22 protein-coding genes and 1 tRNA gene are annotated in these 22,140 nt (G+C 70.5%); 20 read left to right on the top strand and 3 right to left on the bottom strand.

Annotated features, from left to right (window positions below; genetic code table 11):
- Positions 1-18: 18 nt before the first annotated feature.
- On the bottom strand, positions 19-2,148 hold the full coding sequence (locus G6N75_RS14825) for a bifunctional (p)ppGpp synthetase/guanosine-3',5'-bis(diphosphate) 3'-pyrophosphohydrolase (RefSeq protein WP_165349121.1): 2,130 nt from the start codon (positions 2,146-2,148) through the stop codon (positions 19-21).
- Between the two features lie 69 nt (positions 2,149-2,217).
- On the opposite strand from G6N75_RS14825, the gene G6N75_RS14820 reads away from it, so the two are divergent.
- The 15 genes from G6N75_RS14820 to G6N75_RS14750 all read left to right on the top strand — a co-directional run bounded on the left by G6N75_RS14820 (position 2,218) and on the right by G6N75_RS14750 (position 12,466).
- Positions 2,218-2,778 carry a YfaZ family outer membrane protein gene (locus G6N75_RS14820; protein ID WP_165349120.1) on the top strand — a complete coding sequence of 187 codons (561 nt, stop codon included), beginning with the start codon at positions 2,218-2,220 and terminating at the stop codon, positions 2,776-2,778.
- Between the two features lie 67 nt (positions 2,779-2,845).
- Entirely contained in the window at positions 2,846-3,589 is a 744-nt protein-coding gene (locus G6N75_RS14815) for a YebC/PmpR family DNA-binding transcriptional regulator (RefSeq protein WP_165349119.1), read from the top strand.
- Between the two features lie 21 nt (positions 3,590-3,610).
- On the top strand, positions 3,611-4,129 hold the full coding sequence (gene ruvC / locus G6N75_RS14810; protein WP_165349118.1) for a crossover junction endodeoxyribonuclease RuvC: 519 nt from the start codon (positions 3,611-3,613) through the stop codon (positions 4,127-4,129).
- Entirely contained in the window at positions 4,126-4,716 is a 591-nt protein-coding gene (ruvA, locus tag G6N75_RS14805) for a Holliday junction branch migration protein RuvA (protein WP_165349117.1), read from the top strand. The genes ruvC and ruvA overlap by 4 nt, the downstream gene beginning before the upstream one ends.
- 4 nt (positions 4,717-4,720) lie before the next feature.
- Positions 4,721-5,791, top strand: coding sequence for a Holliday junction branch migration DNA helicase RuvB (gene ruvB, locus G6N75_RS14800; protein ID WP_165349116.1), 1,071 nt, complete (start codon positions 4,721-4,723; stop codon positions 5,789-5,791).
- A gap of 1 nt (position 5,792) precedes the next feature.
- Positions 5,793-6,206, top strand: coding sequence for a tol-pal system-associated acyl-CoA thioesterase (ybgC, locus tag G6N75_RS14795; protein WP_165349115.1), 414 nt, complete (start codon positions 5,793-5,795; stop codon positions 6,204-6,206).
- 7 nt (positions 6,207-6,213) lie between these two features.
- Positions 6,214-6,900 carry a protein TolQ gene (tolQ, locus tag G6N75_RS14790; RefSeq protein ID WP_165349114.1) on the top strand — a complete coding sequence of 229 codons (687 nt, stop codon included), beginning with the start codon at positions 6,214-6,216 and terminating at the stop codon, positions 6,898-6,900.
- 4 nt (positions 6,901-6,904) lie between these two features.
- Positions 6,905-7,354, top strand: coding sequence for a protein TolR (gene tolR / locus G6N75_RS14785; RefSeq protein ID WP_165349113.1), 450 nt, complete (start codon positions 6,905-6,907; stop codon positions 7,352-7,354).
- Between the two features lie 3 nt (positions 7,355-7,357).
- Positions 7,358-8,251, top strand: a complete 894-nt coding sequence (gene tolA, locus G6N75_RS14780) for a cell envelope integrity protein TolA (RefSeq protein WP_165349112.1) — start codon at positions 7,358-7,360, stop codon at positions 8,249-8,251.
- An 8-nt stretch (positions 8,252-8,259) separates the two neighbouring features.
- On the top strand, positions 8,260-9,558 hold the full coding sequence (gene tolB / locus G6N75_RS14775; RefSeq protein WP_165349111.1) for a Tol-Pal system beta propeller repeat protein TolB: 1,299 nt from the start codon (positions 8,260-8,262) through the stop codon (positions 9,556-9,558).
- A 74-nt stretch (positions 9,559-9,632) separates the two neighbouring features.
- Positions 9,633-10,181 carry a peptidoglycan-associated lipoprotein Pal gene (gene pal / locus G6N75_RS14770; protein ID WP_240901141.1) on the top strand — a complete coding sequence of 183 codons (549 nt, stop codon included), beginning with the start codon at positions 9,633-9,635 and terminating at the stop codon, positions 10,179-10,181.
- Positions 10,178-10,972 carry a tol-pal system protein YbgF gene (ybgF, locus tag G6N75_RS14765; RefSeq protein WP_165349110.1) on the top strand — a complete coding sequence of 265 codons (795 nt, stop codon included), beginning with the start codon at positions 10,178-10,180 and terminating at the stop codon, positions 10,970-10,972. The genes pal and ybgF overlap by 4 nt, the downstream gene beginning before the upstream one ends.
- A gap of 5 nt (positions 10,973-10,977) precedes the next feature.
- Positions 10,978-11,652, top strand: coding sequence for a 7-carboxy-7-deazaguanine synthase QueE (queE, locus tag G6N75_RS14760; protein ID WP_165349109.1), 675 nt, complete (start codon positions 10,978-10,980; stop codon positions 11,650-11,652).
- Positions 11,636-12,337 carry a 7-cyano-7-deazaguanine synthase QueC gene (gene queC / locus G6N75_RS14755; RefSeq protein ID WP_165349108.1) on the top strand — a complete coding sequence of 234 codons (702 nt, stop codon included), beginning with the start codon at positions 11,636-11,638 and terminating at the stop codon, positions 12,335-12,337. The genes queE and queC overlap by 17 nt, the downstream gene beginning before the upstream one ends.
- Positions 12,338-12,390: 53 nt before the next feature.
- Positions 12,391-12,466: transfer RNA gene (locus G6N75_RS14750), tRNA-Lys, on the top strand.
- Positions 12,467-12,474: 8 nt separating this feature from the next.
- On the opposite strand, the gene G6N75_RS14745 is transcribed toward G6N75_RS14750, so the two are convergent.
- Positions 12,475-13,305, bottom strand: coding sequence for a crotonase/enoyl-CoA hydratase family protein (locus tag G6N75_RS14745; RefSeq protein WP_165349107.1), 831 nt, complete (start codon positions 13,303-13,305; stop codon positions 12,475-12,477).
- Positions 13,306-13,558: 253 nt separating this feature from the next.
- Here G6N75_RS14745 and G6N75_RS14740 point away from each other — a divergent pair, with 253 nt between their 5' ends.
- The 5 genes from G6N75_RS14740 to G6N75_RS14720 are packed head-to-tail and all read left to right on the top strand — an operon-like array spanning position 13,559 to position 19,929.
- Entirely contained in the window at positions 13,559-15,328 is a 1,770-nt protein-coding gene (locus G6N75_RS14740) for an N-acetylglutaminylglutamine amidotransferase (protein ID WP_165349106.1), read from the top strand.
- Positions 15,329-15,330: 2 nt separating this feature from the next.
- Entirely contained in the window at positions 15,331-17,145 is a 1,815-nt protein-coding gene (gene ngg, locus G6N75_RS14735; RefSeq protein ID WP_165349105.1) for an N-acetylglutaminylglutamine synthetase, read from the top strand.
- Entirely contained in the window at positions 17,126-18,256 is a 1,131-nt protein-coding gene (locus G6N75_RS14730; RefSeq protein WP_165349191.1) for an osmoprotectant NAGGN system M42 family peptidase, read from the top strand. The genes ngg and G6N75_RS14730 overlap by 20 nt, the downstream gene beginning before the upstream one ends.
- Before the next feature lie 60 nt (positions 18,257-18,316).
- A complete protein-coding gene (locus G6N75_RS14725) occupies positions 18,317-19,090 on the top strand; it encodes an SDR family oxidoreductase (protein ID WP_165349104.1) in 774 nt (257 codons plus the stop codon).
- Positions 19,087-19,929: an SDR family oxidoreductase gene (locus G6N75_RS14720; RefSeq protein ID WP_165349103.1), complete on the top strand. Its 843-nt coding sequence runs from the start codon at positions 19,087-19,089 to the stop codon at positions 19,927-19,929. Before G6N75_RS14725 ends, G6N75_RS14720 begins: the two co-directional genes overlap by 4 nt.
- A gap of 2 nt (positions 19,930-19,931) precedes the next feature.
- Here G6N75_RS14720 and ppk1 read toward each other — a convergent pair whose 3' ends face one another.
- The gene (gene ppk1, locus G6N75_RS14715) at positions 19,932-22,088 is read right to left on the bottom strand and encodes a polyphosphate kinase 1 (RefSeq protein WP_165349102.1); all 2,157 of its coding nucleotides are present in this window, start codon (positions 22,086-22,088) and stop codon (positions 19,932-19,934) included.
- Positions 22,089-22,140: the final 52 nt, after the last annotated feature.

The raw sequence follows: 22,140 nt of genomic DNA, 5'->3' as shown, positions 1-22,140 counted from the left end.
CCGCCGGGGCGCGGCGCCCTAGGCCTTCCGCCGCACTCCGATCACGTTCGGCAGCCGCCCGATCCGGTGCAGCAGCCGGCTGAGGTGCTCCAGGCTGCCGATGCCCGCGGTGATGTCGATGGTGGCCTGGTGGCTGCTGCGCTCGGTGCGGGTGGTCATGGCGTTGATGTCGATCTTCTCGTCCGCCAGCAGGGCCGAGATGTCGCGGATCAGCCCGGTGCGGTCCCAGGCGTGCACCTCGATCTCCACCGGGTAGCTGGCGTGCTCGCGCCCGCCCCAGTCGACCGACATCAGCCGCTCCGGGTGCTGGGCCTGCAGCCGCAGCAGGTTCTTGCAGGCGGCCTTGTGGATCGAGACGCCGCGGCCCTGGGTGATGTAGCCGGCGATCGGCTCCGGCGGCAGCGGGCGGCAGCAGCGGGCGAAGTTGGTCAGCAGGTCGCCGACCCCCGAAATCGAGACCGCGGCCTCGGTGTAGGTTGGCCGGCGCGCCTTGACCTGCACTTCCTCGGTCACCTGCGGCTCCGGCGCCGGGGCCTCGCGCTCGCAGGCGGCGATCACCGCGGGCAGCGTCAGGTCCCCGGCGCCGACGGCAAGCCAGAGTTGTTCCTGGCTGTTCAGCCCGAAGCGCCCGGCCACCGCGCCGAGATCGACCTCGAGGCCGAGCCGGGCGAGTTCTTTCTCCAGCGTCTGCTTGCCTGAGCGGCGGTTCTGGTCCTGGTCCTGTTGCCGGAACCAGGCCCGGACCTTGCTGCGGCTGCGCGGCGAAACCAGGTAGCCGGCCTGCGGCAACAGCCAGTCCCGGCTGGGATGCGCGTTCTTCGCCGTCAGGATCTCGACCTTGTCGCCGTTCTTCAGCGCATGCGTCAGCTGCACCATGCGGCCGTTGACCCGCGCGCCGCGGCAGTGGTGGCCGACACTGGTGTGGACCTGGTAGGCGAAGTCCAGCGGCGTGGCCCCGGCCGGCAGGTCGACCACGTCCCCGGCCGGCGTGAATGCGTACACCCGGTCCTCGAAGATCTCGGTCCGCAGCTGCTCGAGCAGGTCGCGGTCGGCATCGCCTTCTTCGCCGGGGGCGAGCAGCTGGCGCAGCCAGTTGATCTTCTGCTCGAAGGCCGGGTCGCCCCGGCCGCCCTCCTTGTAGCGCCAGTGCGCGGCCACGCCCAGTTCCGCGTGCTCGTGCATTTCCCGGGTCCTGATCTGGACCTCGAGCGGTTCCTGGCCGGGGCCCAGCACGGCCGTGTGCAGCGAGCGGTAGAAATTCCCCTTGGGGTTGGCGATGTAGTCGTCGAACTCGCCCGCAATATAGGGCCACAGGCTGTGGACCTGGCCGAGGACCGCATAGCACTCGGGGATGGTGTCCACCAGCACCCGGACGGCACTGATGTCGAAGACCTGGTCGATGCCGACGCGCTTGCGCTGCATCTTCCGCCAGATGCTGTAGATGTGCTTCGGGCGGCCTTCCACCTCGCCCCGGATGCCGGCCTGCTCCAGCTCGGCCCGCAGGATGCGGAGCACTGCCTCGATGCGCGCCTCGCGGCCTTCGCGCGTCTGCCTGAGGTATTGCGCGATGCCCCGGTAGGTGTCGGCTTCGAGGTAGCGGAAGGCCAGGTCTTCCATCTGCCACTTGAAGTGCCAGATCCCCAGCCGGTTGGCCAGCGGGGCAAAGATCTCGCGGGTCTCGGTGGCGACGCGCTCGCGCAACTCGGGCGTCGCGTCGCGGGCGCGGTGCAGGCGGTCCAGCTGGTCGGCGAGCCGCACCAGCACGAGCCGCACGTCGGCCACGATCGCCAGCAGCATCTTGCGCAGCGTCTCGGCCTGCGGCCCCGGCAGCGGCGTGCCGGAGCGCCAGTTCTCGGGCAGGCCGAAAGAACCCAGGCGCTGCAGTTCCTCGACCATCCGCCGCAGGTCGGTGCCGTAACGCTTGGCTACGGCCTCGCCGGTGATCGCGCCGGCAGCGACCAGCGGGTACAGTACCGCTGCGGCGCGGACGTCCGGTTCGGCCCGGATGCCTTCCAGCAGGGCGGCGATCGCGAGCCCCCGGCTGGCGGCTTCGGCGTGGCCGGCGTCGGCGAGCGCACCGGCCTCCGCCGCGGCGGCCGCGAGGAGGGCTTCGGCATCGGGATTGGCGGGAACTTCCAGGGGCATCATCCTGTGGTTGGATTCCTATATAATCCGTAACCTAAGCTTCGTTCTTAAAGTGAATTTGGAGGTCTGGCAATGGCTCGGTTGTTGCTCCTGGCGGGGATTCTCGCACTCTCTTCGTTCGCCGTGGCTGCGAACGAGATCGACCTGAACGTCAATGATAAGGCCGTGCGGCTCGCCGTGGCGGTCGACTTGCGCAATGACCTGGTCGTGGACGGCAGTTATTTCTATCACGACGATCGCGGCGACGTATTCGGTGCCGGGTTGCACGTCACCGGACCTTTCACGGCGGGCAGCAACGCGTTGCGGGCCGGCCTCGGTGTGCGCCTGCTCCGGGTGGACTCCGACATCCGCGGGCGGGATTCCGGCACCGTGCTGCCCATCGGCGGTTTCGTGAACTACCGCTTCCCCGGCTACGATCGGTTCAGCCTCGGCGGCAGCGTCTACTACTCGCCGGATGTGCTGTCCTTCGGGGACACGCGGAGGTACTCGGAGTACAACGCCTGGGCGGCCTACAGCGTCGTGCGCCGCGGCCAGGTGTACCTGGGCGTCCGGGGCATCAAGGCGGACTTCGAGCTCAGCCCCGAAGTGACTTTCGACACCGGCATGCATCTCGGCCTGCGGCTCCAGTTCTGAGCGGCGCGTGGACGCTCTTGCGGCGGCGCAGCTAAAATTGGCGCTTTAACCATCCCACGGGGAATCCATGGCTGGCCATAGCAAGTGGGCGAACATCAAGCACCGCAAGGACGCCCAGGACAAGAAGCGCGGCAAGGTCTTCACCAAGCTGATCCGAGAGATCACGAGCGCGGCCCGGGCCGGCGATCCCGACCCCGGCATGAACCCGCGGCTGCGGCTGGCGATCGACAAGGCCAAGGCCGCCAGCGTGCCGAAGGACACCATCGAGCGGGCCTGGAAACGCGGCTCCGGCGAAGGTGACGGCGCCGACTACCAGGAAGTCCGTTACGAGGGCTATGCCCCGGGCGGCGTGGCGGTGCTGGTGGAGTGCCTGACCGACAACCGGAACCGGACCGTGGGCGAGGTGCGCCACGCCTTCAGCAAGTGCGGCGGGAATCTCGGCGCCGACGGCAGCGTCGCCTATCTGTTCCAGCACTGCGGCGTGCTCAGCTACCCACCGGGCACCCAGGAAGAGAGCTTGCTGAACGCCGCACTCGAGGCCGGCGCCGAGGACGTAGTCAGCAACGACGACGGGTCTTTCGACGTGCTGACCGCGCCGGGCGACTTCGAGGCGGTGCGCGAGGCGCTCACGGCGGCCGGCCTGGCGCCGGTCGATGCGGAGGTCACCATGCGGGCGGCTACCGGCGTCGAGGTGGACGGCGAAGAGGCCGACCAGGTGCTGAAGCTGCTCGAGATGCTGGAAGACCTCGACGACGTGCAGGACGTGTACAGCAACGCGGAACTGTCGGACGATGTGCTGGCGGGCGCCTGAGGCCGGCCCGGGCGGAGGGCGATGACCGCGGCGCTGACGATCCTCGGCATCGACCCTGGTTCCCAGGTGACCGGCTTCGGCGTGATCCGGGCCCGCGGCAGCACGCTGGTCTATGTCGCCAGCGGCTGTATCCGTACCGGCGGCGGCGAGATGGCCGCCCGGCTGCAGGTCATCTTCGAGAACGCCGCCCGGCTGGTGACGGAATACCAGCCGGACGAGATTTCCATCGAGCGGGTGTTCATGCATCGCAATGCGGACAGCGCCCTGAAGCTGGGCCAGGCGCGCGCGGCGGCGCTGTGCGGTACCTTCACGCGGGCGGCGCCGGTGCACGAGTACGCGGCGCGGGAAGTGAAACAGGCGGTGACCGGCAGCGGGGCCGCCGAGAAAACCCAGGTTGCGCACATGGTGCGCCGGCTGCTCGCGCTGGAAGGGCCGCTGGCGGCCGATGCGGCGGATGCGCTGGCGGTGGCCATCACCCATGCCCAGCTGCGGCAGGGCCGCCTGCTGCGCGCGCGGCTGGCGGGAGGAGGGCAGGCATGATCGGGTTTCTCAACGGCGTGCTGGTGGCCAAGCAGCCGCCCCAGCTGCTGGTGGAGGTCGGCGGCGTCGGCTACGAGGTCGAGGCGCCCATGTCCACCTTTTACCAGCTGCCCGAGGCGGGCGCCCCGGTGCGGCTGCTGACCCACCTGCTGGTGCGCGAGGACGCGCACGTCCTGTACGGCTTCGCCACGGAGGAGGAGCGCCAGCTGTTCCGCAACCTCATCAAGGTCGGCGGCATCGGCGCCCGCATCGCCCTGGCGATCCTCTCGGGCATTAGCGTGGAGGCTTTCGCGCGCTGCGTGCAGGCGGAGGACGCCGCGTCCCTGACCAAGATCCCCGGCGTCGGCCGCAAGACGGCCGAACGGCTGATCGTGGAAATGCGCGACCGCCTCAGGCAGACCGGCGCCGGCGTGGCCCAGTCGATCATCGGCAGCGGCGCCGGTTCGCCGGCGGACGAGGCCTTCGGCGCGCTGGTGGCCCTTGGTTACCGCCCCGCGGAGGCCCAGCGCCTGCTGAAGCTGGTGGAAGACAAGGCGGCAACGACCGAGGCCATGATCCGGGCGGCGCTGCAGGCCGCGGCGAGGTGAGCGGATGATCGAGCATGACCGCCTGGTGAACGCGGCCGCCGCCGGCGAGGACGATGCGCTGGACCGCGCCATCCGGCCCCGGCTGCTGGCGGATTACGTCGGCCAGGCGTCGGTGCGCCGGCAGATGGAGATTTTCATCAAGGCCGCGCGGCAGCGGGAGGAGGCGCTCGACCACTTGCTGATTTTCGGCCCGCCGGGCCTGGGCAAGACCACGCTCGCCCACATCGTGGCGAACGAGCTCGGCGTGAACCTGCGCCACACTTCCGGTCCCGTGCTGGAGCGCGCCGGCGACCTGGCGGCGATCCTGACCAACCTGGAGCCCCGCGACGTGCTGTTCGTGGACGAGATCCACCGGCTCAGCCCGGTGGTCGAGGAGATCCTCTACCCGGCCATGGAGGACTTCCAGCTCGACATCATCATCGGCGAGGGCCCGGGCGCGCGCTCGATCAAGATCGACCTGCCGCCGTTCACGCTGGTCGGCGCCACGACCCGCGCCGGCCTCTTGACCTCGCCGCTGCGCGACCGCTTCGGCATCGTGCAGCGGCTCGAGTTCTACGACGACGCCGACCTGACGCGGATCGTGCGGCGCTCGGCCGGCATTCTCGACGTGCCGGCGGACGAGGCCGGCGCCCACGAGATCGCGCGCCGCTCGCGCGGCACGCCCCGCATCGCCAACCGCCTGTTGCGGCGCGTGCGGGACTACGCCCAGGTCGAGGGCAGCGGCCGGATCGACACGGCCGTGGCGAAGGCGGCCATGGACATGCTCGACGTCGACCCGCGCGGCTTCGACCAGCAGGACCGGCGGCTCCTGCTGACCATCATCGAGAAGTTCGACGGCGGCCCGGTCGGGGTGGACAGCCTGGCGGCGGCGATCGGCGAGGAGCGCGGCACCATCGAGGACGTGCTGGAACCCTTCCTGATCCAGCAGGGCCTGATGATGCGCACGGCGCGGGGCCGCATGGCGACCCGCCAGGCCTACCTGCATTTCGGGCTGCCGGCGCCGACGCGCGCGCTCGACCCGGACACGCTGTCGCTGTTCGAGCAGGGCGACGGGCCGGACCACGAGGCCGGTTGACGTGGAACCGCGCCTCGCCGCACCGTTCACCTGGCCCGTCCGGGTGTATTACGAGGACACCGATCTCGGCGGCGTCGTGTACTACGCCAACTACCTGAAGTTCCTCGAGCGCGCCCGCAGCGAGTGGCTGCGCCACCTCGGCGTGTCGCAGTCCCGGCTGCTGGCCGGGGAGGGCGTGCTGTTCGCCATCACCGGGGTCGAGATCCGCTATCTCCAGCCGGCGCGCTTCGAGGACGAGCTGGTGGTCACGGTGGCCCTGGAGCGGATGCGCCGGGCCAGCATGTCCTTCCAGCAGACCATCCTGCGCCAGGGCAGCGCGCCGGAACTCCTGTGCACCGCGCGGGTCACAGCGGCGTGCCTCCGCGCCGCGGACATGCGACCAACGGCCTTCCCGCCGCATCTATTCCCGGAGTAGCGCCTCTATGCAGCACGACATGTCCATCCTCCGTCTCGTTCTCGACGCCAGCCTGGTGGTGCAGCTGGTGATGCTGCTGCTGTTGCTGGCGTCGGTGGCTTCCTGGGCGGTGATCATCCAGAAGAACCGCGTGCTCAGCCGCGCCCGCAGCCAGGCCGACGGCTTCGAGAAGGAGTTCTGGTCCGGCGGCGACCTCAACGGCCTGTACCGGCGCGTCGGGGCCCGCGAGGCCGGCTCGAGCGGCATGGCCGGGATTTTCGAGGCCGGGTTCCGCGAGTTCACGCGCCTGCGCAAGCAGGCCGACCTGCAGCCCAGCCAGATGGTCGAGGGCTCGCGCCGGGCGATGCTGGTGTCGCAGATGCGCGAGGCAGACCGGCTCGAGAGCAACCTCGCCTTCCTCGCCACGGTCGGCTCGACCAGCCCCTACGTCGGGCTCTTCGGCACCGTGTGGGGGATCATGAACGCCTTCATCGCGCTCGGGAACGTCCAGCAGGCCACGCTGGCCATGGTCGCCCCGGGCATCGCCGAGGCCCTGATCGCCACCGCCATGGGTCTTTTCGCGGCCATTCCCGCCGTGATCGCCTACAACCGCTACGCCGACACGGTCGCGCGCCTCGAGAGCCGCTACGACACCTTCGTGGAGGAGTTCTCCACCATCCTGCAGCGGCACGCGCGGCGCGCCGCGGAGGGCTGAGCATATGCCTGCCGGCCAGCACCGCCGTCGCCTGATGGGCGAGATCAACGTCGTGCCCTACATCGACGTGATGCTCGTGCTGCTGATCATCTTCATGGTGACGGCGCCCCTGCTGACCCAGGGGATCGAGGTCGAGCTGCCGCAGGTCGGCGCCGAGCCGCTCGACCCGGAGGACTACCTCGACGCCGAGGCCCTGGTGCTGTCGGTCGACAAGGACGGGCAGCTGTTCCTCAACCTGGGCGAACCGGAGACGCCGATCACGCCCGAGATCGCCACCGAGCGGGCCACGGCGCTGCTCAACCGCGGGCCCGACCGGCCGGTCCTGGTCCGGGCCGACGCGCGCGCCAGCTACGGCGACGTGGCACGGGCGATGCGGGTGCTGCAGGATGCGGGCGCCCGCCAGATCGGCATGGTGACGGACCCCGAGGAGCTGCGGGCCCCGGGAGGCCGGTAGCCGGTGCTCGGCTTCCTGCGCGAACATGCCCCGGCGCTGGCCCTCGCAGGGCTCATGCACGCGGCCCTCATTGCCGCCCTGGTGCTGGGATTGCCCGGCCTGCCGACCATGCCCGTGCCCGCCCCCGGGGTGGAGCGCCCCCCGGTGCCGGCCGTCGCAGTGAGCGAGGCCGACCTGCGGGCGGTGGAAGACCAGCGGGCCGCCGCGCAGGCCGCGGAGCAGCGCCGCCAGCGCGAGGCCGAGGAGGCGCGCCGGCTCGAGCAGCTGCGGCTGCAGCGCGAGCGCGAGGCTGCGGAGCAGCGGGTGCGGGAGGCGGCCGAGCAACGCGCGGCCGAGGCCCGCCAGGCCGAAGAGGCCCGGCGAGCCGAAGCGGCGCGAAAGGCGGAAGAGGCCAGGAAGGCGGAGGAAGCGCGGCAGGCGGAAGAGGCTCGCAAGGCCGAGGAAGCACGAAAGGCCGAGGAGGCCAGGAAGGCCGAGGAAGCACGGCAGGCCGAAGAGGCGCGCAAGGCGGCCGAGGAGGCCGCCCGCCGCGAGGCCGAGCGGCGGGCCCAGGAAGAAATGCAGCGCCAGCTGGCAGCCCAGGTGGAAGCAGAGCAGCGGCGGTTGCGGCTGCTCCAGTCGGCGGAGTACGGCGCCTGGCTGGGTGCGATCCAGGACCAGGTGACCCGCAACTGGAACCGGCCGCCGTCGGCGCGGCCGGGCCTGGAGTGCGAAGTCCGGGTCAGCCTGATTCCCGGGATGGAGGTGGTGAGCGCCGAGATCCTGCGTTGTAATGGGGACGACGCGACGCGCCGCTCGATCGTCGCGGCCGTCGAGCGCGCCTCGCCGCTGCCGCGGCCGTCGGATCCCGCACTTTTCGAGCGCAGTATTGTCTTTGTCTTCAAGCCCGAGGATTGAACCCGCCTATGACCACTCGCATCACCGCCCTGTTCGCCCTGGCCTTGCTGTTGCTCGCGCCCGCCGCCCGCGCCGAACTGCGGATCGAGATCACCCAGGGCGTGAGCGAGGCCGTGCCCATCGCGGTCGTGCCCTTCGGCTATGGCGGGGACGGCCGGCCGCCGCTGGACATCGCGGCGGTGGTGGACAGCGACCTCGCCTCCAGCGGCCGCTTCGCCCCGATGGACCGGCGCGACATGGTGACGCGGCCGACCCGGCCGGACGAGGTGCGGCTGGAAGACTGGCGGCTGCTGAAGACCGATATCGTGGTGATCGGCGAGGTCCGCCCGGCGGACGACGGCCGCTACGACATCGAGTTTCATGTCTTCGACGTGTTTCGCGGCGAGCCGCTGATGGGCTTCAGCCTGCGGGCGGCGGCGGGCAACCTGCGCGGCGCCGGCCACCGGATCGCCGACATGATCTTCGAGCGCCTCACCGGCGTGCCCGGCGTCTTTTCCACCCGCATCGCCTATGTCACGGTGGACCAGGTCGACGGGCGCAACCGCTATCGGCTCTGGCTGGCGGACGCGGACGGCGCGCGCCAGACGGCCATCGCCGAATCGCCGGAGCCGATCATGTCGCCGGCCTGGGCGCCGGACGGGAAGCGGATCGCCTATGTGTCCTTCGAGTCCGGTGTCTCCCGGGTGTTCGTCCAGGAAGTGGCGACCGGCCGCCGTGAAGTCGTGTCGGGACGGCCCGGCATCAACTCGGCCCCGGCCTGGTCGCCCGACGGCCGCCGGCTGGCGCTGGTGCTCGGCGGCGTCGACGGCAACCTGGACATCCATGTCGTCGAGCTCGGTTCCGGCCAGGTCCGCCGCCTGACCCGGCACCCTGCCATCGATACCGAGCCGGCCTGGGCGCCGGACGGGCGCAGCCTGTATTTCACCTCCGACCGGGCCGGCGGCCCGCAGGTCTACCGCGTCGGGCTGGACGGCGACGCGCCGCGCCGCGTGACTTTCGAGGGCAGCTACAATGCGCGCCCGCGGGTTTCCCCGGACGGGGAGCAGCTGGCGGTGGTGCACAACGACCGCGGCAATTTCCGCATCGCCGTGTTCGACCTGCGCCGCGGGGGCGTCCGGGTGCTGTCGGACGGGCGCCAGGACGAGTCGCCCAGTTTTGCGCCGAACGGCAGCATGATCATCTACGCCACCCGGGAGGGCGCCCGCGGCGTGCTGGCGGCGACTTCGACCGACGGCCGCGTCCGGCAACGGATCGCCACCACGGAAGGCGACGTGCGCGAGCCCGTGTGGTCGCCTTACCCGCAATGATGCGAACAGTTAACATAGTCCCCCGGTCGCGCGCTCGTGGTCGCGGGAACACACCTCAAGAGGAAACACTCGCCATGTCGTTACGCAAATTGGCCCTGGTGATCGCCGGCACGATGGTGCTGGCTGCCTGCACGCCCACGACCGAGCCGGAAGCGCCGGGAGAAGAACGCGAAGCGGTTGGCGGCCGGGACGACGGCCTCGTGACGCAGCCGCTGCCCGACGACGGCAGCTTCGTCGACGGCCAGCCGGTCGGCGGCGGCGTCGGGGCGGGCGAGGCCGATGCCGCGCTGGTCGGCCACACCATCATTTATTTCGATTTCGATTCGGCGGCCATCCGGCCGGAGTACAGCGAGTCGATTGCCGCCCATGCGGCCAACCTGGTCGAGGACCCGGGCCTGATGATCCGGCTCGAGGGCCACACCGACGAGCGCGGCTCGCGTGAATACAACATCGGCCTCGGTGAGCGGCGCGCCCAGGCCGTCCGCCAGGCGCTGATGCTCCAGGGCGTCAGCGCCAGCCAGGTCAGCACCGTGAGCTATGGCGAGGAACGCCCCGCCGTGACCGGTAGCGACGAAGAGGCGTGGGCCATGAACCGCCGCGTGGAGATCATTTACCTGCGATGAAAATCCTGAAGCCCTGCCTGGCATTGGTGGCCGCCGCCCTGGTCGGCGGCTGCATCCTGCCGCCCGAGGAAGACCCGGTGCTGCTCAAGCTGGACGAACTCGACCAGCGGGTGGGCACGATCGAACGCGTGGTCCGCAACGAAAGCCTGTTGCGGATCGCCAGCGAGCTCGAGATCCTGCGCGAGGAAGTGCGCGAGCTGCGCGGCGCTACCGAAGCCCTGGAATACGAGGCCGAAAACGCGGCCACCCGCCAGCGCGACCAGTACCTGGACCTCGACCAGCGCCTGCAGTCGCTGGAGCGCCGCACGCGCGCCGGCGACGACGCCCTGCCGCCGGCGGTGCTGCCACCCGGCGGCGAGCCAGTGCCGGGTGCCGTCGTGGCCGGGCCGGCCCCGGCGCCGAGCGGCAGCGACCAGGCCAGTTACCAGGCGGCCCTGGAACTTCTCCGCCAGGGGCGCTATCCCCAGGCCGAGGAGGGCTTTCGGCGCTTCCTGGCCGACTTCCCGGACAGCGCGCTGATCGACAACGCGATCTACTGGCTGGCGGAAACCTATTACGTCAACCGTGACTTCGACACCGCGCTGGCGACTTTCCAGCGCGTGCTGGAGGAGCATCCCAACTCACGCAAGGCTCCGGACGCCTTGCTCAAAGCCGGGTTCTGCCAGTACGAGCTGAAGCAGTTCGATGCCGCCCAGGCCACCCTCGAGTCCGTGGTGGCGCAGTATCCCGACTCGACCGCAGCGCGCCTCGCCACCCAGCGCCTGGAGCGGATCGCCGCGGAGCGGCGCTGACGGGCATGGCGGCCGCGTCGCCGGATGCCGTGCGGCCGGAGACGTCGCTCCGCATCACCGAGATCTTCCTGTCGGTACAGGGGGAGGCGACCAGCGTCGGCTGGCCGACCGTGTTCGTCCGCCTCACCGGCTGCCCGCTGCGCTGCGGTTACTGTGATACCGCCTACGCCTTTCACGGCGGGGAACGGGTCGACCTCGACCGGATCCTCGACCGCGTCGCCGGTTACGGCGCCCGCCATGTCTGCGTCACGGGCGGGGAGCCGCTGGCCCAGCGGGGCTGCGCCGCGCTGGTGCGCCGCTTGTGCGCCGCCGGCTACCAGGTATCGGTGGAGACCAGCGGGGCCCTGGACATCAGCGTGCTCGATCCGCGCGCGCAGCGCGTGATGGACGTCAAGACGCCGGGCTCGGGGGAGGCCGGTCGCAACCTGGCCGGCAACCTCGAGCACCTGCGTCCGGGCGACTGCGCGAAGTTCGTCATCTGTGACCGGAGCGACTACCAATGGGCGCGCGATTTCGTCGCCGCGCAGCACCTGGCGGAGCGCTGCGAGGTCCTGTTCTCGCCAAGCTGGGGCACGCTCGAGCCGGGCATGCTGGCCGAGTGGATCCTGGCTGACCGGCTGCCAGTGAGGTTCCAGCTGCAGCTGCACAAGGTCTTGTGGGGCGATGTTCCCGGGCGCTGAAGAGGCATCCGCCCGCGCCGTCGTCCTGCTGTCGGGCGGGCTCGACTCCGCCACCGTGCTGGCCGAGGCCGTGGCTGCGGGGCGCGAGTGCCACACCCTCAGTTTCGCCTACGGCCAGCGTCACGATGCCGAACTGGCGGCGGCGGCGCGTGTCTCGAGCGCCCTCGGGGCCGTCTCCCACCGGGTGATCGGTATCGATCTCGGCACGGTCGGCGGGTCGGCGCTGACCGACCGCTCCATCGCGGTGCCGGAGGCGCCGACCAGCGGTATCCCGGTGACCTATGTCCCCGCGCGCAACAGCGTGTTCCTGGCGCTGGGCATGGGGCTGGCCGAGGTGCTGGAGGCCGACGAGCTGTATCTCGGGGTGAACGCGGTCGATTACTCCGGGTACCCGGACTGTCGCCCCGAGTTCATTGCGGCCTTCGAGCAGCTCGCCGCGCTGGCGACCCGCCGGGCGGTCGAGGGCCAGCCGCTGCGCGTGCGTGCGCCGCTGTTGTCGCTGAGCAAGGCGGAGATCATCCGGCGCGGCATCGTGCTCGGCGTCGATTACGCGCTGACGGTGTCCTGTTACCAGGCCGACGAGTCGGGGGCGGCCTGCGGCCGCTGCGATTCCTGCCGCCTGCGGCGCGAGGGTTTTGCCGCTGCCGGCGTGCCCGATCCAACGCGATACCGCGTCCCGGGATGATGGGCTACACTGTCGCGCCCACGGGGCCCGGCGGCCCTGCGTAGCCCCTCGAGGGGCCGTTAGCTCAATCGGTAGAGCAGCGGGCTTTTAACCCGTTGGTTCTGGGTTCGAGTCCCAGGCGGCCCACCATTACCCCGTCACGAGCTTTCCTCCTGCGGCGCGCCGTGACGGCCCGCACCCGCGATAAAGCGCTGTGCGCCGGCCGTCGCCTCGCTGCGCAGCGCGTCCAGGCCGGCGTGAAACTCCGCCTGCAGGGCCGCCATCTCGTCCGGGAAGGCGCCGTAGCGGGCCGAGTCGCGGTCGCCGCGCAGGCACAGCTGGGGCGCCCCGGCGAGCGACTCCGCCAGCGCCAGGGCGGCAGCGACCGCATTGCCCGGCGGCACCACGCGCTCGCACAGCCCCATGGCCAGGCTCTCGGCGGCGTCGATGCGGCGCCCGGTAAGGATGAGATCGAGCGCGCGCCCGGCACCGACCAGGCGCGGCAGCCGGACGGTGCCGCCGTCGATCAGCGGCACGCCCCAGCGGCGGCAGAGCACGCCCATCCAGGCATCCTCCGCCATCACCCGGAGGTCGCACCACAGCGCGAGTTCCATCCCGCCGGCCACGGCCGGCCCGGCGATGGCCGCGATCACCGGCTTCGACAGGCGCAGGCGAGTCGGCCCCATGGGTCCCAGCGGCGGCTCGCCGCGCTCGCCGAAATGCAGCTGTTCCAGCCACTGCTCCGCCGAGCCGTCGGCCACGCAGGCCAAGTCGAAGCCGGCGCAGAAGGCGTCACCGCTGCCGGCCAGCACCGCGACCCGGGCGTCTGCGTCGGCCTCGAAGGCCAGCATTGCATGGTAGAGCGCGCGCGCGGTCGACGGATCGACGGCATTGCGGCGGCGCGGGCGAGCGAGGGTGACGAGGGTCACGGGGCCGTGCCGGGTGCTGTGGACAGTAGCGCCGGGAGGGGGATCCGATTTCGTGGGCATGCGCGGAAGCCATTGATTTGAAAGGATGATGCGCCGCATGTTACCCTGCATGCAGTATTGAGCACTAGCTGGAGACCGCTGCTCGCGCGGCGCTGTAAGCGATCATGCGCGCCGGACCAGACCGCAGGCCCGCCCGGCAACGCCGGTGCTTGGACCCCGCCGCTCCCCGCAGCAGGGCGCCTGTGGATGCCGATCCCTGACGACGCTGAACGAGAACACCGGCAGTCATGCGCCGGGTACAAGGAGTTATTTCATGTGTGGAATCGCCGGCGAAATGCGCTTCGACGGCGCCGCGGCCGACCCCGGTCGCGTGCAACGGATGCTGGATTTGATGAGCGCCCGCGGCCCGGACGACGACGGGCTCGTGGCGCAGGGCCGGGTGGCGCTGGGACATCGTCGGCTGGCCATCGTCGACCTGTCGGAACGCGGCGCGCAGCCGATGCGCGATCACGAGCTGGGCCTGACCATCGTCTTCAATGGCTGCATCTACAACCATGACGAGCTCCGCCGCCGCCTCACCGGCGAGGGCTATCGCTTCTTCTCGCGCAGCGACACCGAGGTGATCGTCAAGGCGTATCACGCCTGGGGCGAGCGTTGCGTGGACGAGTTCAAGGGCATGTTCGCCTTCTGCATCCGCGAGCACGACAGCGGGCGGCTGTTCCTCGCGCGCGACCGCCTGGGCATCAAGCCGCTGTATTACACGCATGACGAGGGCGTGTTCCGGTTCGCCTCCTCGTTGCCGGCGCTGCTGCGCGACGGGCTTTCGACGCGGGAGCTGGACCCGGCCGCGCTGCATCACTACATGAGTTTTCACTCGGTCGTGCCCGCCCCGATGACCCTGCTCAAGGCGGTGCGGAAGCTGGCGCCGGGCTGCTGGCTGCGGCTGGCGACCGACGGCACGGTCGAGGAGCACCGCTACTGGACGCTGAGCTTCGGCGCCCGGGACGGCGACCCGCGGGATGAGCGGGAATGGGAGGACGCGGTGCTGGAGTCGATGCGCCTGGCCGTGCGCCGGCGCCTCACCGGCGACGTGCCGGTCGGCGTGCTGCTGTCGGGCGGCCTGGACTCGAGCCTGATCACCGGCCTGCTCGCCCGCGAGGGCGTGCCGCACCTGAATACCTTCACGGTCGGTTTCGAGGACGTCGGCAAGGAGGAGGGCAACGAGTTCCGTTACTCCGACCTCGTGGCGCAGACCTTCGGCACCGAGCATCACCAGGTCTTCATCGACGCCGGCACCCTGCTCAAGCACCTGCCGGGCTGTTTCTCCGCCATGGCGGAGCCGATGGTCAGTCACGACAACATCGGCTTCTACCTGCTGTCGCGCGAGGTCTCCAAGCACGTCAAGGTGGTGCAGAGCGGGCAGGGCGCCGACGAAGTGTTCGGCGGCTATCACTGGTACCCGCCGCTGCTGGAGAGCACCGACCCGATCGGCGACTACGCCCGGGTCTTCTTCGACCGGGACCACGAGGAGCTGGCGGAGGCCATCGACCCGGGCCTGGTCAGCCGGGACTTCAGCCGCGAGTTCGTCGCCGCGCATTTCGCCGCGGCGACGGCCGAGGCGCCGGTCGACAAGGCGCTGCATCTCGATACCACGGTCATGCTGGTGGACGACCCGGTCAAGCGCGTGGACAACATGACCATGGCTTGGGGCCTCGAGGCCCGCACGCCGTTCCTCGACCATGAGGTGGTGGAGCTGGCGGCGCGCTGCCCGGCGCCGCTGAAACTGGCGCAGGGCGGCAAGGGCGTCCTCAAGGAAGCGGCCCGGCGAGTGATCCCCGACGGCGTCATCGACCGTCCCAAGGGCTACTTCCCCGTGCCGGCGCTGAAGTACCTGCGCGGCGAAAGCCTCGAGATGGTACAGGATGCCCTGCGGGGCCAGGCGGCCCGCCAGCGCGGCATCTTCCGGCCGGAGTACGTCGAGCGGCTGCTGGCGGCGCCCGAGGAGCACCTGACCCCCCTGCGCGGCTCCAAGCTGTGGCAGCTGGCGGTGCTCGAAATCTGGTTGCAGACCCACGGAGTGTGACGGTGACCGGAACCAGGAAGAAGGGCGGCGGCGACCGGGCGGGACGGGGCGGAAGCGCTGCCCCGGATCGCTACCGGCACCGGCTCGAGCGCCAGGGGTCGGCGACCCTGCACGGGTTCGTGGAAGAGGACCCGCAGCACAAGGGCACCCCTCTCAAGCCCAACGCCACGGTGGACTGCGGCTGGGGCCGGCTGATTTTCGCCCATACCTTCAGCGACAACGCCGAACTGGCGCGGACATTGCTGCAGGAGCAGGAGGACCGGCGCGACATCGCCATCTACCTGCGCGACCCGCACGTGGTGCTGGCCATGGCGCCGCAGGACCTGTTCCTGGACCCCTCCCACACTTACCGGCTGTGGTTCTTCAACTACCGGCCCGCCCGGGTGCAGCCGCGCGGCTTCCGGGTGCGGCGGCTGCGCAACCGCGCCGACGCGGAGGCCATGCACCGCCTGCTCAGCAGCCGGCGCATGGTGCCGCCCAGCCCCGAGTTCGTGCTCGAGCGGCTCAAGTCGAGGACCCTGTCCTTCTTCGTGGCCGAGGACGAGGAGAGCGGCCGGATCATCGGCACGGTCACCGGCGTGGACCACCTCCACGCCTTCGGCGATCCGGAGAAGGGCTCCAGCATGTGGTGCCTGGCGGTCGACCCGCAGGCGGCGCAGCCGGGGATCGGGCGCGCGCTGGTGGCCTGGATCGCGGATCACTACGCGGCCCGCGGGCGCGCCTTCATGGACCTGTCCGTGATGCACGACAACGAGGCGGTGATCCGGCTGTACGAGAAGATGGGCTTCGAGCGCGTCCCGGTGTTCTCCCTCAAGCGCAAGAACGCCATCAACGAGCCGCTCTACGTCGGCCCCGAGAACTACGACGCGCTCAATCCCTATGCGCGGATCATCGTCGACGAGGCGCGGCGCCGCGGTATCGGCGTCGAGCTGGTGGATGCCGAGGAAGGATACTTTGCCCTGACGCTCGGCGGCCGCAGCATTACCTGCCGCGAGTCGCTGTCCGAGCTGACCAGCGCCGTGGCGATGAGCCGTTGCGACGACAAGCGCATCACCCGCAAGCTGCTGGTGCAGGCGGGCCTGGAGGTTCCGGCCCAGCAGGTGGCCGGCGACGCCGCCGCCGACCGGGCTTTCCTGGCGGAGCATGGCGCAGTGGTGGTCAAGCCGGCGCGCGGCGAGCAGGGCCGGGGAGTGGCTGTCGACGTGCGCACGCCCGAGGAACTCGCCGCCGCGATCGACGCGGCCGCCAGGGTGTCCGATTGCGTGCTCCTGGAGTCCTACCTGCCTGGCGACGACCTGCGGGTGATCGTCATCGATTACCGGGTGGTGGCGGCGGCCCTGCGCAAGCCGGCCGAGATCACCGGCGACGGCAAGCACGACATCGGCACGCTGATCCGCAAACAGAGCCGGCGGCGCGCTGCGGCCACCGGCGGCGAGAGCAAGATTCCGCTGGACGAGGAAACCCGGCGCTGTGTCGAGCGCCAGGGACGCGCCATGGACGAGGTGCTGCTGCCCGGCGAGACGCTGCGGGTGCGGGCCACGGCCAACCTGCATACCGGCGGCACCCTGCACGATGTCACCGAGCAGTTGTCGGCGCGCCTGCGCGAGGTTTGCGAGCGGGCCGCCCGCGCGCTGAAAATCCCCGTGGTGGGGCTCGACCTGCTGGTGCCCGACCCGGCCGGCGAGGACTACGTGTTCATCGAGGCCAATGAGCGGCCGGGCCTCGCCAACCACGAGCCGCAACCGACGGCCGAGCGCTTCATCGATTTTCTTTTCCCCCAGACGGCACAGGTGAGTGATGCGACCCCTGGAGATTGATCTCGATTACCTGCAACAGGTGCTGGTCGAACTGGTCGAGATTCCCAGTCCGGCCGGCTTCACCGACGAGGCCGTGCGCTACACGCTCGGCCGGCTCGAGGAGCTGGGCATCCCGGCGGAAATCACGCGCCGCGGGGCCATCCGCGCGGACCTCAAGGGCGCCCAGGGCAGCCCCGATCGCGCCATCGTCACGCATCTCGACACCATCGGCGCCATCACGGCAGACCTGAAAGACAACGGCCGTCTCGAGCTCCTGCCGGTCGGGACCTGGTCCAGTCGCTTTGCCGAGGGCGCCCGGGCCACCGTCTACACCGACGCCGGCAGCTATCGCGGCACGATCCTGCCCACGAAGGCGTCCGGTCATGCCTACAACCTGGAGATCGACAGCCTGCCGGTGAGCTGGGAGTGCGTGGAACTCCGGCTGGACGAAGAGTGCTTCCGGCGCGCCGACCTGGTCCGGCTCGGCCTCAACCGCGGCGACTTCGTCGCCATCGACGCCCAGCCCGAGATCACGCCGTCGGGGTTCATCAACTCGCGCCATCTCGACGACAAGGGCGGCGTGGCCACGGTCCTGGCCGTGGCCAAGGCCCTGGTCGAGAGCAAGACCCGGCTGCCGGTCGACTGCCACCTGCTGTTCACCATCAGCGAGGAGGTCGGCTCGGGCGCCTCGGCCGTGCTGCACGGCGACGTGGCCGAGATGGTGACGGTCGATACCGGCCCCGTGGCACCGATCCAGGCGGGCGACGAGTTCGGCGTGACCATCTGCATGAAGGACTCGGCCGGGCCTTTCGACTACCACCTGACCCACAAGCTGCTGGAGCTGTGCCGCGACTACGGCATCCGCCACCAGCGCGACGTGTTCCGCCATTACCGTTGCGACAGTGCCTCGGCCATCGAGGCCGGCAACGACATCCGCACCGCGCTGGTCTGTTTCGGCACCGACGCGACGCACGGCTACGAGCGCTGTCACCTGCGCGCGTTACAGGCACTGGCGGACCTGCTCGGACTCTATGTCCAGAGCCCGCCCACGGCGCGCCGGGACCGGCTCGGCCTCGGTTCGCCCGAGGGTTTCACGCACCTGCCCGTGGGCGAGGGCGGCAATCACGACTGAGCCCGGCTATCCCTGTCCTGCGGGCCGCTTTAAGCTGGCGCGGTCACCAGGGGAGTCGAGATGCAACAGAAGGTGTTCATTACCGGGGCGGCGTCGGGCATCGGGCGGGCGACTGCCGAGCTGTTTGCCGCGCGGGGCTGGCGCGTCGGGCTGGCCGACCGGGACGAGGCGGGAGTCGCCGCCCTGGCCGGGCAGCTCGGCGCGAGTGCCGCGGTGGCCTGTCCCTGCGACGTGACCGAGCCCGAGTCGATTGCGCGGGCGCTGGCTGCGCTGTGCGGCCCCGACGGCAGCCTGGACCTGCTGGTCAACAACGCGGGCGTGCTGCACATCGGTCCGTTCGAGGAAATGCCGGCGGCGGCCCACCGCCAGCTCATCGACGTGAACGCCCGCGGTGCGGTGGAGACGCTGTTGGCGGCCTTCCCGCTGCTGGCCCGGGCCCGCGGCGGAGTCGTCAACGTCGCCTCGGCCTCGGCCGCCTACGGCTCGCCGGATTACGCGACCTATTCCGCCACCAAGATGTTCGTGCGCGGGCTGAGCGAGGCGCTCGACATCGAGTGGCGGCGCCATGGCATTCGCGTCGCCTACCTCATGCCGGCATTCGTGCGCACGCCGATGATCGCCGGCGGGCGCAGCGGCGCCATGGATCGCCTGGGCGTCCAGCTCGAGCCCGGGCAGGTGGCCGAGGTGATCTGGCGCGCCGCCCACGGCCGTCGCCTCTGCTGGCACGTCGGCTGGCGTTATCGCCTGCTGCGGGCGCTGACCGAGCCGTTGCCCGGCGGGGCCAAGCGCACCATGATGCGCTGGGTGTCGGGCTATCCGGGGAAAGTGCAGTGAGCGAGGGGATCGGTGGCTTCGCGGGCAAGACGGCGTTCGTCACCGGGGCCGGCTCGGGGCTGGGCCTGGGCATGGCGCAGATGCTGGCGGCCTCGGGCGCCCGCGTGGTGCTGGCGGACATCGACGGCGCGGCGAGCGCGACCGCCGCCAGGGCGATCGCGGCCGCCGGCGGCACCGCGTCGGCGGTCGAGCTGGACGTCTGCGACGCGGCTGCGTTCGAGGACCGCTTCGCCGCGGCCTGGGCGGCACACGGACGCGTCGACCTGCTGTTCAACAATGCCGGGATCGGCGCGGCCGGCGATGCCCGGGACGTCGACCTCGCCACCTGGCGGCGCGTGGTGGAGATCAACCTGATGGGCGTGATCCATGGCTGTCACGCCGCCTGGCAGCGCATGGCGGACGCCGGCGGCGGCCAGGTGGTCAACACGGCCTCGGCCTTCGGCCTGCTGCCAGGGCCACTGTACGCCGCCTACACGGCCACCAAGCACGGCGTGGTGGGCCTGTCGCGGGCGCTGCGCGCCGAGGGGCGGGATCTCGGCATCGGTGTTACGGCCGTCTGCCCCGGCTTCGTGCGCACGCGCATCCTGGACAACGCGGTGATGACCGGCGTGGACCGGGCCCGCGTCGAGGCGGCGGTGCCGTTCCGGTTTCTCGAGCTCGAGCCGTCCGTGCGGACGATCCTGCGCGGGGTCGCCCGCGATCGCGCCCGGGTGGTGTTCCCCTGGGAGATCCGGCTGCTGTGGTGGCTGGACCGGCTCTGCCCGGCAGCCGTCGACGCGGTCAGTGCGGCGGCTGCCCGGCGCTACCGGAAGCTGGGCGGCCGCGAGCGCTGGCCCTAGCCTCAGCCGCGCGCGCGTCGCTTGCCGCGCCCCTGCAGCTTCTTGCGGCCGGTGGCGCGCGCCCGCTTCTGGGCCAGGGCGATCAGCTGCTCCTGGGCGCCGCGCGGGTCGTCGCCGTCCCCGGGCGTGCGTTGCACGTAGCTGCCGTCCGGCTGCATGTCCCAGGCGCTGCGCCGGTCGTTGAGCTGCACGTCCAGCACTTCGCGCAGAGCGCGCTGGCAGTCCGGGTCGTCGACCGGGACCACGGTCTCTACCCGGTCCTCGAGGTTGCGCTTCATGCAGTCGGCGGAGCCGATGAAGTACTCCTCCGCGCCGCCGTTGCGGAAGTAATAGATCCGCGTGTGCTCGAGGAAGCGCCCGACGATGCTGATCACCCGCACGTTCTCCGACAAGCCGGGCACGCCCGGGCGCAGGCGGCAGGAGTCGCGCACCACCAGGTCGACCTTCACCCCGGCCTGCGACGCGCGATACAGGGCCCGCACCACGTCGGCGTCCTCCAGCGCATTGGTCTTGAACTGGATATGGCCCTCGCCGCCGTTGCGCTGCAGCTCGACCTCGCGCTCGATCTTGGCCAGCAGCGCGCGCTTCAGGTGAGTGGGCGCGGGGAGCAGCTTGTCATAGCGCCGGTTCGCGACGTAGCCGGTGGTGAGGAAGTTGAACAGCTCGGTCAGGTCGCTGCCGAGCACCGGGTCGCAGGTCAGCAGGCCCAGGTCGCTGTATAGCCGGGCGGTGCCGGAATGATAATTGCCGGTGCCGAGGTGGGCGTAGCGCCGCAGCCCGTCGTAGTCCCGGCGCAGCACGAAGATCACCTTGGCGTGGGTCTTGAGCCCCAGCACCCCGTAGGACACGTGGATGCCGGCTTCTTCCAGCGAGTTGGCCCAGCGCACGTTGGCTTCCTCGTCGAAGCGCGCCTTGAGCTCGACCGCCACGGCCACCTGCTTGCCGTTCTCGGCGGCATCGATGAGGTACTCGATGATCTTGGACTTGCGGGCGGTCCGGTACAGCGTCATCTTGATCGCCAGTACTTTCGGGTCGCGACTGGCCTCGCGCAGGAAGCGCTCCACCGAGGTGCTGAAGGATTCGTAGGGATGCTGCAGCAGCAGCGGGCCGTTGCCGCGGATGAGATGGAAGATGTTCGGCGCGTCCACCAGCTTCGGGTGCTCGATGGGGTGGTGGACGGGGTCCTTGAGCTCGGGCCGGTCGAGCCCGAGGAACTCCATCAGGTCGCGCCGCTGCATCAGGCCGTCGACGTTGAACACGTCCATGTCCTCGTCGAGGCCCAGCTCGGCGGCCAGCATGCCGCGGTGGACCGGCGGCATCTCCGCGCTGACCTCGAGCCGGACCGTCGGCGCGAACTTGCGGTCCCGCAGCTCCGCCTCGATGATCTGGAGCAGGTCGTTGGCCTGTTCCTCGTAGCGCTCGACGATGGCGTTGCGGGTCACCCGGAAGAGGTCCCAGCGCTCGATCTCGAGTTCCGGCAGCAAGCGGTCGAGGTTGTGCGCGATCACGTCCTCCAGCGGCACGTAATTGCTGCTGTCCCCGACCCGCACGAAGCGGGAAATGCCTTCGCCGACCGGCACCTTGATCCGCACCATCCGCGGCCCGCGCTCGCCGGCCGCCCGGTTGATGCTGACGAGCAGGTTCAGCGAGAGGTTGGAAATGAAGGGGAAGGGATGCGCCGGGTCCATGCCGATCGGCGTCAGCAGCGGATAGATGTTTTCCAGGTACCAGTCCCGCAGGTTCGCCTGGTCGGCGGGCTCCAGCTCGGCATAGCGGCTCAGCCGGATGCCGGCGTCGCGCAGCAGGCTCACCAGCTCGGGGAACAGCCGGTCCTTGCGCTCCTTGATCGCCATCACTTCCGCCTGGCACTCGCGCAGCTGCTGCTCCGGCGTGCGGCCGTCCACGGAACGTTCCTGCACCCCGGCCCCGAGCTGCTGCTTCAGCCCGCCGATGCGTTTCATGAAGAACTCGTCGAGATTGGAGCTGACAATGGCGAGGAACTTGATGCGCTCGAGGAGCGGTGTGCGGTCGTCTTCCGCCTCGCGCAGGACCCGCCGGTTGAAGGCGAGCCAGGTCAGTTCGCGGTTGAGATAACAACCGGGATCGCTGAGGTCGGCGCCGGCGGGCTGGTCGAGGGCTGCTGTTGCGGTCTGGCTCATGGGGGGCTCCGTGCTGATCCCCTCATCTTAGCCAAGCGGGATGACAAATGCG

Origin of the sequence: Thioalkalivibrio sp. XN8 (assembly GCF_011058255.1) — a bacterium.
Classification (GTDB): domain Bacteria; phylum Pseudomonadota; class Gammaproteobacteria; order Steroidobacterales; family XN24; genus XN24.
This window is presented reverse-complemented; position numbering and strand designations above follow the sequence as displayed.